This window comes from Streptomyces sp. SID5910 (assembly GCF_009862125.1).
Taxonomy (GTDB): domain Bacteria; phylum Actinomycetota; class Actinomycetes; order Streptomycetales; family Streptomycetaceae; genus Streptomyces.
In genome coordinates, this window is sequence record NZ_WWHX01000429.1 from 1 (window position 1) to 6,628 (window position 6,628).

Annotated in this window: 5 protein-coding genes; 1 reads left to right on the plus strand and 4 read right to left on the minus strand. The window is 75.1% G+C overall.

Translation table 11 applies throughout. The features are described from left to right. The 4 genes from GTW67_RS15185 to GTW67_RS15200 all read right to left on the minus strand — a co-directional run. Nucleotides 1–2,495: ATP-binding protein (locus GTW67_RS15185; RefSeq protein WP_161165350.1), on the minus strand; the 2,495-nt coding region annotated here is incomplete at its 3' end. A gap of 61 nt (nt 2,496–2,556) precedes the next feature. Then, complete coding sequence (locus tag GTW67_RS15190) at nt 2,557–2,910, minus strand: UBP-type zinc finger domain-containing protein (protein WP_161165351.1); 354 nt, start codon at nt 2,908–2,910, stop codon at nt 2,557–2,559. Then, nucleotides 2,907–4,364, minus strand: coding sequence for an ATP-binding protein (locus tag GTW67_RS15195; RefSeq protein WP_161165352.1), 1,458 nt, complete (start codon nt 4,362–4,364; stop codon nt 2,907–2,909). The genes GTW67_RS15190 and GTW67_RS15195 overlap by 4 nt, the downstream gene beginning before the upstream one ends. Then, nucleotides 4,361–6,037: an NAD(P)/FAD-dependent oxidoreductase gene (locus GTW67_RS15200; protein ID WP_161165353.1), complete on the minus strand. Its 1,677-nt coding sequence runs from the start codon at nt 6,035–6,037 to the stop codon at nt 4,361–4,363. The genes GTW67_RS15195 and GTW67_RS15200 overlap by 4 nt, the downstream gene beginning before the upstream one ends. Nucleotides 6,038–6,247: 210 nt before the next feature. Between GTW67_RS15200 and GTW67_RS15205 the strand changes: the two genes are divergently transcribed. Then, nucleotides 6,248–6,628, plus strand: a 381-nt coding sequence (locus GTW67_RS15205) for a universal stress protein (protein WP_161165354.1), incomplete at its 3' end; no start/stop codon positions are given.

Below are 6,628 nucleotides of genomic sequence, written 5' to 3' on the forward strand. Positions count from 1 at the left end.
GGCGCCGGGTCCGGCGCGGCGGCGGAGATGCGGGACCACTCGGCCTCGGCCCGCGCGAGCCACGCCTGGCCCTCCGGTCCCTGGGGGAGGCCGTCCAGGCCGTGGTCGGCGGACCAGCGGGCCTCCGCCAGCAGTTCGGCCGCCGTCTGCGTCCAGCGGGCCACCCCGGCCTCGTCCCCGGCCCGGCGCAGCCCGGTCACGGTGTCGGCGACCGCGGACAGCGCGAGGCCGGCGAGCCGGACGGTCACGGCGGGCCGCGTGCCCGCCTCGGTGAGCGCCTCGACGGAGGACCGCATCCACCGCACGGCCTCCTCCGCGTCCCCGCGCAGCGCCGCCGCGTCGGTCAGCACCAGCCCGGCGACCATCCGCGCCATCCAGTCGAACGGCCCCTCCAGCAGGGCCCGGGCCCGCTCGGCCGCCTTGAAGTCGCCCCGCGCCAGCGTCACGTACAGCTCGGGGCCGAGGGTGTGACCGCCCGCGGCCGGCCGCACGAGGGCCTGTTCGGCGGACTCGCGCAGCACCTCGTCCCAGTGGCCCAGCGTGTACTGCACCAGCAGCCGCAGGTAGCGCATCTCCCGCGGGTACGGCGAGGACAGCAGCCCCGAGCGGCGGGCCCGGTCCAGCCCCTCCGACGCCCAGTGCAGGCACTTCTCCGGGTCACCGGACTCGAAGCCGCCGATGGCGAGGTTGAACAGCGCGCGCAGCTCCACCGGCGCGTTGCCCGCCCGCCGGGCCAGCTCGCGGGCCTCCATCAGCCGCTTCCGGCCCGCCGGGGTGGCCCGGTTGCCGCCCTCCAGGCTCGTCAGGGAGATCAGCAGATCGGCGCGGGCGTCGGTGACCCCCAGATCCTCCGCGACCGCGAGGGCCCGGCGGGCGACCCGCAGCGCCGTCTCGTTCTCCCCGACCTGGCGGGCCGCCGTCACATGCGTGGCCGCGGCCCACACCCACGTCGACGACGGCGGCTCGGCGGGGATCAGGTCGAGGGCCTCGCTGCTGTGGGCGTACGCGGCCGACAGGTTGTCCACGCTCAGCAGGTTCCCGGCGAGCGTGTAGCGGACGCGGGCGGCCAGCTCCAGGTCCGCGTCCTGGCCGAGGCCCGCCAGCGCGGACCGGGTCAGGGAGACCGCGCGGTGCAGCTCCCCGGCGTGCGCGGCGGCGGCGGAGGCGCGCAGGGTCAGCGTCACCGCGTCGGGTCCGGCGGGCCGTGCGGCCGCGTCGACCGCCGACCACAGGTCCAGGACCGCTTCGAGGTGCCGCAGCTCCTCGGCCGGCGCGCCGACGCGCTGGGCGTGGTCGGCGGCCTCCAGCGAGGCGGCCAGGGCCTCGGGCAGGTCGTGGCTCTCGCGGTAGTGGTGGGCGCGCTCGGCGGCGCTGCCCGAGCGGCGGCCCGGCCCGGCGAGCAGCCGGGCGAACGCGCCGTGCAGCCGGGACCGTTCACCCGACAGGAGATCGGCGTAGACGGCCTCCCGCGCGAGGGCGTGCCGGAAGCTGTACGTGTTCCCCTCGCCGGAGACGAGCAACTGCCGCTCCACGGCCTCGCGCAGCGCCGACTCCAGCTCGTCCTCGGGCAGTCCCACGGCGTCCCGCAGCAGGTCGTGGCCCACGCGGCGCCCGGCGACGGCGGCGGTGCGCAGCACCTGCTGGGCGGTCTCGGACAGCTGCTCGAACCGGATGAGCAGCACGTCGGCGAGGCCGCTGGGCACGCCCCCGGCGGGTGTGTCCGTGGCCGCGACCAGCTCCTCGGCGTAGAAGGCGTTGCCCTCGGCGCGTTCGACGATCCGGTGGACGGTGGTGTCCGGCAGCGGCCGCTCCCGCAGCGCGCGCACCAGCCGGGCCACGTCGGCGTCCGGCAGGGGCCGCAGCTCCAGGCGCTCCACTGCGGGCAGCCGCACCAGTTCGGCGAGCAGCGGGCGCAGCGGGTGGCGGCGGTGCAGGTCGTCCGCCCGGTAGGAGGCGAACACCGCGATCCGGTGGTGCTGGAGCACCCCGCGGCTGAGCAGGAACCTCAGCAGGTCCCGGGAGGACTGGTCGGCCCAGTGCAGGTCCTCCAGGACCAGCAGCAGCGGGGTGGTGTCCGCCAGGTCGGTCAGCAGGGCGGCCACGGCCTCGAAGAGCAGCAGCCGCGAACGCGGGGCGCCGGCGTCGTCCTCCGGGCCGCCCCCGAGCAGCCGCTCGGTCACCGGGTGGGCGGCCGACACGGCGGCGAACCGCTCGTCGCCGGACAGCACGCCGAGGATCTCGGTGAACGGCAGATACGGCAGGCCGACGTCGCCCAGGTCGACGCAGTGCCCGGTGAGCACGGTGGTCCCGGCCGCGGCGGCCCGTGCGGCGACCTCGTCCAGCACCCGGGTCTTGCCGACCCCGGCGTCCCCGGCGACGAGCACCGCGCAGGCCTCGGCGGCACGGGCGCGCTCCAGCGCGCCGGTGAGACGCGCGAGTTCGTCCTCGCGGCCGACGAGTGGGCTGGTGAATGAGGTCCCTGACACGCCGCCCATCCTGACATGCGCCCGCGGCGGCGGACCCGGCCCCACCGGCGGGAACCGCCGGCCCGCGCGGTCAGCGCCGCAGCGTGGCGGCCCAGTCCGCCGGGACCCGCCCCGCGGGCCCGGGGGAGGGCTGGTCCTCGGGTCGGCTGCCCGGCGGGGCGAGGTCCGGGCCCACCGCCCGTACCTCGTCCGTCGTGTAGTCCCAGAACCAGTCCTCGCCCGGCTCGAAGCTCTGCACGACCGGATGCCCGGTGTCCCGGTAGTGCCCGGTCGCGTGCTGCCCGGGTGAGCTGTCGCAGCAGCCGACGTGGCCGCAGGCCGCGCAGCGCCGCAGATGGAACCACCAGCCGCCCGCCGCGTCGCACTCGACGCAGCCGGTGCCGCTCGGCGGGACGGTGGGGTCGATGACGGTCTCACTGGTCATGCCGGCTCCTCGGTCGGTTCGGACGCGGCCGCGGTGAGCGGAAGGAGGACCTGGAAACGGGTGTCCCCCGGCACGGAATCGACCCGGAGGGTGCCGTGGTGCTTGTTGACCACGATCCGCCAGGAGATGTCCAGGCCGAGCCCGGTGCCCTCGCCCACCGGTTTGGTGGTGAAGAACGGGTCGAAGATCCGCTCCCGGATCTCCGGGTCGATCCCGGTGCCGGTGTCGCGGAACTCCACCAGCAGCCGGTCGTGGTCGCGCGCGGTCCGCACGGTCAGCGTGCCCGCGCCGCCCGCGCCGTTCACGGCGGCGACCGCGTTGTCGATCAGGTTGGTCCACACCTGGTTCAGCTCCGCCGGATACGCGGGGACCTCCGGCACCGTGCGGTCGTACTCCTTGACGACCTCGATCCGGGGGCCGATCTTGCCCGACAGCATCAGCAGCGTGCTGTCGAGGAGTTCATGGACGTCGACGGTCCGGTACGGCGCCCGGTCGAGCTGCGCGTACTGCTTGGCCGCGTCCACCAGGTGCGAGATGCGGGCCGTGGAGTCCGCGATCTCGTTCATCAGCAGCTCGGTCTCCACCGTGTAGTTGAGCCAGCCGACCGCGCCCGGCAGGATCTCCGCGTCCACGGCCGCGGCGACCTGGTCCAGCCAGTCGGCGTCCAGCCCGGCCTGCACGAAGGTCGGCGCGAGCTGCCAGCCCTGCTCGATGCCGTGGTCCTCCAGCCAGTCGGTGAGCGCGTCCTCCCGGTCGGCGGCCTCCAGCGGGCTCAGCGACGGCGCCTTCGCGACCCGCTCGGCGGTGCGTTCCTGGATCTCGATGAGTCCGGCCAGCGCGTCCCGGGAGAACGGGCCCTCGGCGATGACGGCGAGCTTGTGCCGCATCTTCGCCACCCGCTCCCGCAGCGTCGACGTGGCGCGCACGGCCGCCGCCGCCGGGTTGTTCAGCTCGTGCGTGAGACCCGCGGACAGCGAACCGAGCGCCAGCAGCCGCTCCCGCTGCCCGATGGTCCGCTGGGTGTTCTTCGCCCCGAAGAACAGCCCCTCCAGCAGATGCACCGCCATCGGGAACCACTCCCGCATCACGGCCGCGAACGTGTCCGCCGGCAGCACGAAGAACCGCGTCGGCTCGGTGACCCGCATCGAGTTGTTGTAGACCTGCGGCACCCGGTCGCCGACGTACGCCTGCATCGCGCCCGCGTACACGCCGCGCTGCGAGGTGCGGTTGGTCTCCACGTCGTCCCCGCCGACCCGGCGGGAGAGCACGACCGTGCCGTCGAGCATCACGTAGAAGCAGGTCGCCGGCTCGCCCTCGGCGTACACCGGGCCGGGCTCGAACAGCTCCACCCGGCCCTCGGCGCACAGCCGGCCCAGCTGCTCCGGGGACAGCTTCTCGAACAGGAACAGCTCCCCGATCTCCCCGGGGCTGCACGGCATCGGCCGCCCGCTCACGACTGCTCCAGGTAACGGTGGACGAGCATCACGGCCATGGCACCCTCTCCGACGGCGGACGCGACCCGCTTCGCGGACTCCGCGCGGGCGTCGCCGGCCACGAAGACGCCCGGGACGCTGGTCTCCAGGTGGTACGGCGGCCGGTCCAGCTCCCAGTCCGCCGGCGGCCGCCCGTCGGGGGTGAGGTCGGGTCCGGCCAGGATGAACCCGCGCTCGTCCCGCAGCACGGTGCCGTCCAGCCAGTCGGTCAGCGGGGCCGCGCCGATGAACACGAACAGCCACTGCGCGTCGACGAGTTCGGTGCTCCCGCTCTCCGCGTCGCGCAGCGTCAGCCGCTCCAGGTGCCCGTCGCCGTGCGCGCTGTCGACGACCGTGCCGCAGCGCACCCGGATGTTGGGCGTCTCCTCGATCTGCTGGATCAGGTAGTGCGACATCGACGCCGTCAGGGAGCCGCCGCGCACCAGCAGCGTCACCGACTTGGCGCCCCGGGCCAGGTACATCGCCGCCTGCCCGGCCGAGTTGGCGCCGCCCACGATGTACACGTCGTGGTCCTGGCAGGCCGCGGCCTCGGTCAGCGCCGAGCCGTAGAACACCCCGCAGCCGGTCAGCTCGTCCGTGCCCGGCGCGGGAAGCTCCCGGTAGGAGACGCCGGTCGCCAGGATCACGCTGTGCGCGGCGACCGCCGAACCGTCCGAGAACCGTACGATCCGCGCCGCCCCGTTGGCCTCCAGCCCCGTCACCTCGCGCGCGGTGAGGATCTCGGCGCCGAACTTGGCGGCCTGCCGCCGGGCCCGCTCGGTGAGCTGGCCGCCGGAGACGCCGTCGGGGAAGCCGAGGTAGTTCTCGATGCGTGAGCTCTGCCCGGCCTGCCCGCCGGTCGCCGACCGCTCCACCAGCACCGTCCGCAGCCCCTCCGACGCCCCGTACACGGCCGCCCCGAGCCCCGCCGGTCCGCCGCCGACGACCACCAGGTCGTAGAACTCGGCCGCCGGCGTCGTCGCCAGCCCCACCCGGGCGGCCAGGTCCGGCGCGTCAGGCTCCACCAGCGGCGTGCCGTCCGGCGTGACCACCACCGGCAGCCGCCGGCCGTCCTGCCCGGCCGCCGACAGCAGCCGCCGCCCCTCCGGCTCGTCGGAGGAGTACCAGCGGTAGGGAACCTGGTTGCGGGCCAGGAACTCCCGGACCTCCGAGGAGCGCGCCGACCAGCGGTGCCCGACGACCTTGGTGCTCGGCACCGGCCGGTGGTCCCCGGTCCGCCACGCCGCGAGCAGATCGTCCAGGACCGGGTACAGCTTCTCCTCCGGCGGGTCCCACGGCTTGAGCAGATAGTGGTCCAGGTCGACGACGTTGATCGCGTCGATGGCCGCGTTGGTGTCGGCGTACGCGGTCAGCAGCACCCGCCGCGCCCCCGGGTACACGTCGAGGGCCTGCTCCAGGAACTCGATGCCGTTCATCTGCGGCATCCGGTAGTCGGCGAGGATCACGGCCACCAGGTCCCCGCGCAGCTTCAGCTCGCGCAGCGCCTCCAGCGCCGACGCGCCGGACTCCGCGCGCACGATCCGGTACGACCCGCCGTAGCGCCGCCGCAGATCACGGGCGACGGCGCGGGAGACCCCCGGATCGTCGTCCACGGTCATGATGACGGTCCGCGTCGCCCCGTCCGCCTGTGCCATACGTCCCCCACGTCGAACGGCCGGATTCACGGCCCGGCGTCCCCGTCACCGCACCGGCCTGCGATCCATCGTATGTTCGTTCGCCCCGCCCCGCGCGGGCCGACGGGAGGCCGGGCGGGACGGCCGCCGGAGGGACGCCGTGCCCGCCCGGCGCCCGGCGTGGTGAAGACTGGCCCCATGGACGTGACCGCGACACAGGAGGGGACCCGCATGACGCGCCCGATCACGGCAGGGGTGGACGGATCCGAGGAGAGCCTGGCAGCACTGGCCTGGGCCGCCAGGGAGGCGGTCCGCCGGGGAGCCCCGCTGCACGTCGTGCACGCCTGGCGGGCCGAGCCGGAATCGGCCGGCGTGGGCGACCGGGACGCGCAGGAGCGGTGGATCCGGGACTCGGTCGACGAGTCGGTCCGTACCGTCACCCGGCGGCACCCGGACCTCGCGGTGACCACCGACGTCACCGAGGCCGACGACGCCGTCGCCGTGCTGCTCGCCGCCGCGGCCGAGGCGCGGACGCTGGTGCTGGGCTCCCGCGGCCACGGAGCGGTCGTCGGCTTCCTGCTCGGCTCCGTCGGCCAGCAGGTGATCGCCGAG

What these genes read in the sequence shown, in the direction of transcription:
- GTW67_RS15190 (WP_161165351.1), bottom strand. Translation starts at nt 2,910, where the DNA reads ATGACCAGTGAGACCGTCATCGACCCCACCGTCCCGCCGAGCGGCACC.
- GTW67_RS15200 (WP_161165353.1), bottom strand. Translation starts at nt 6,037, where the DNA reads ATGGCACAGGCGGACGGGGCGACGCGGACCGTCATCATGACCGTGGAC.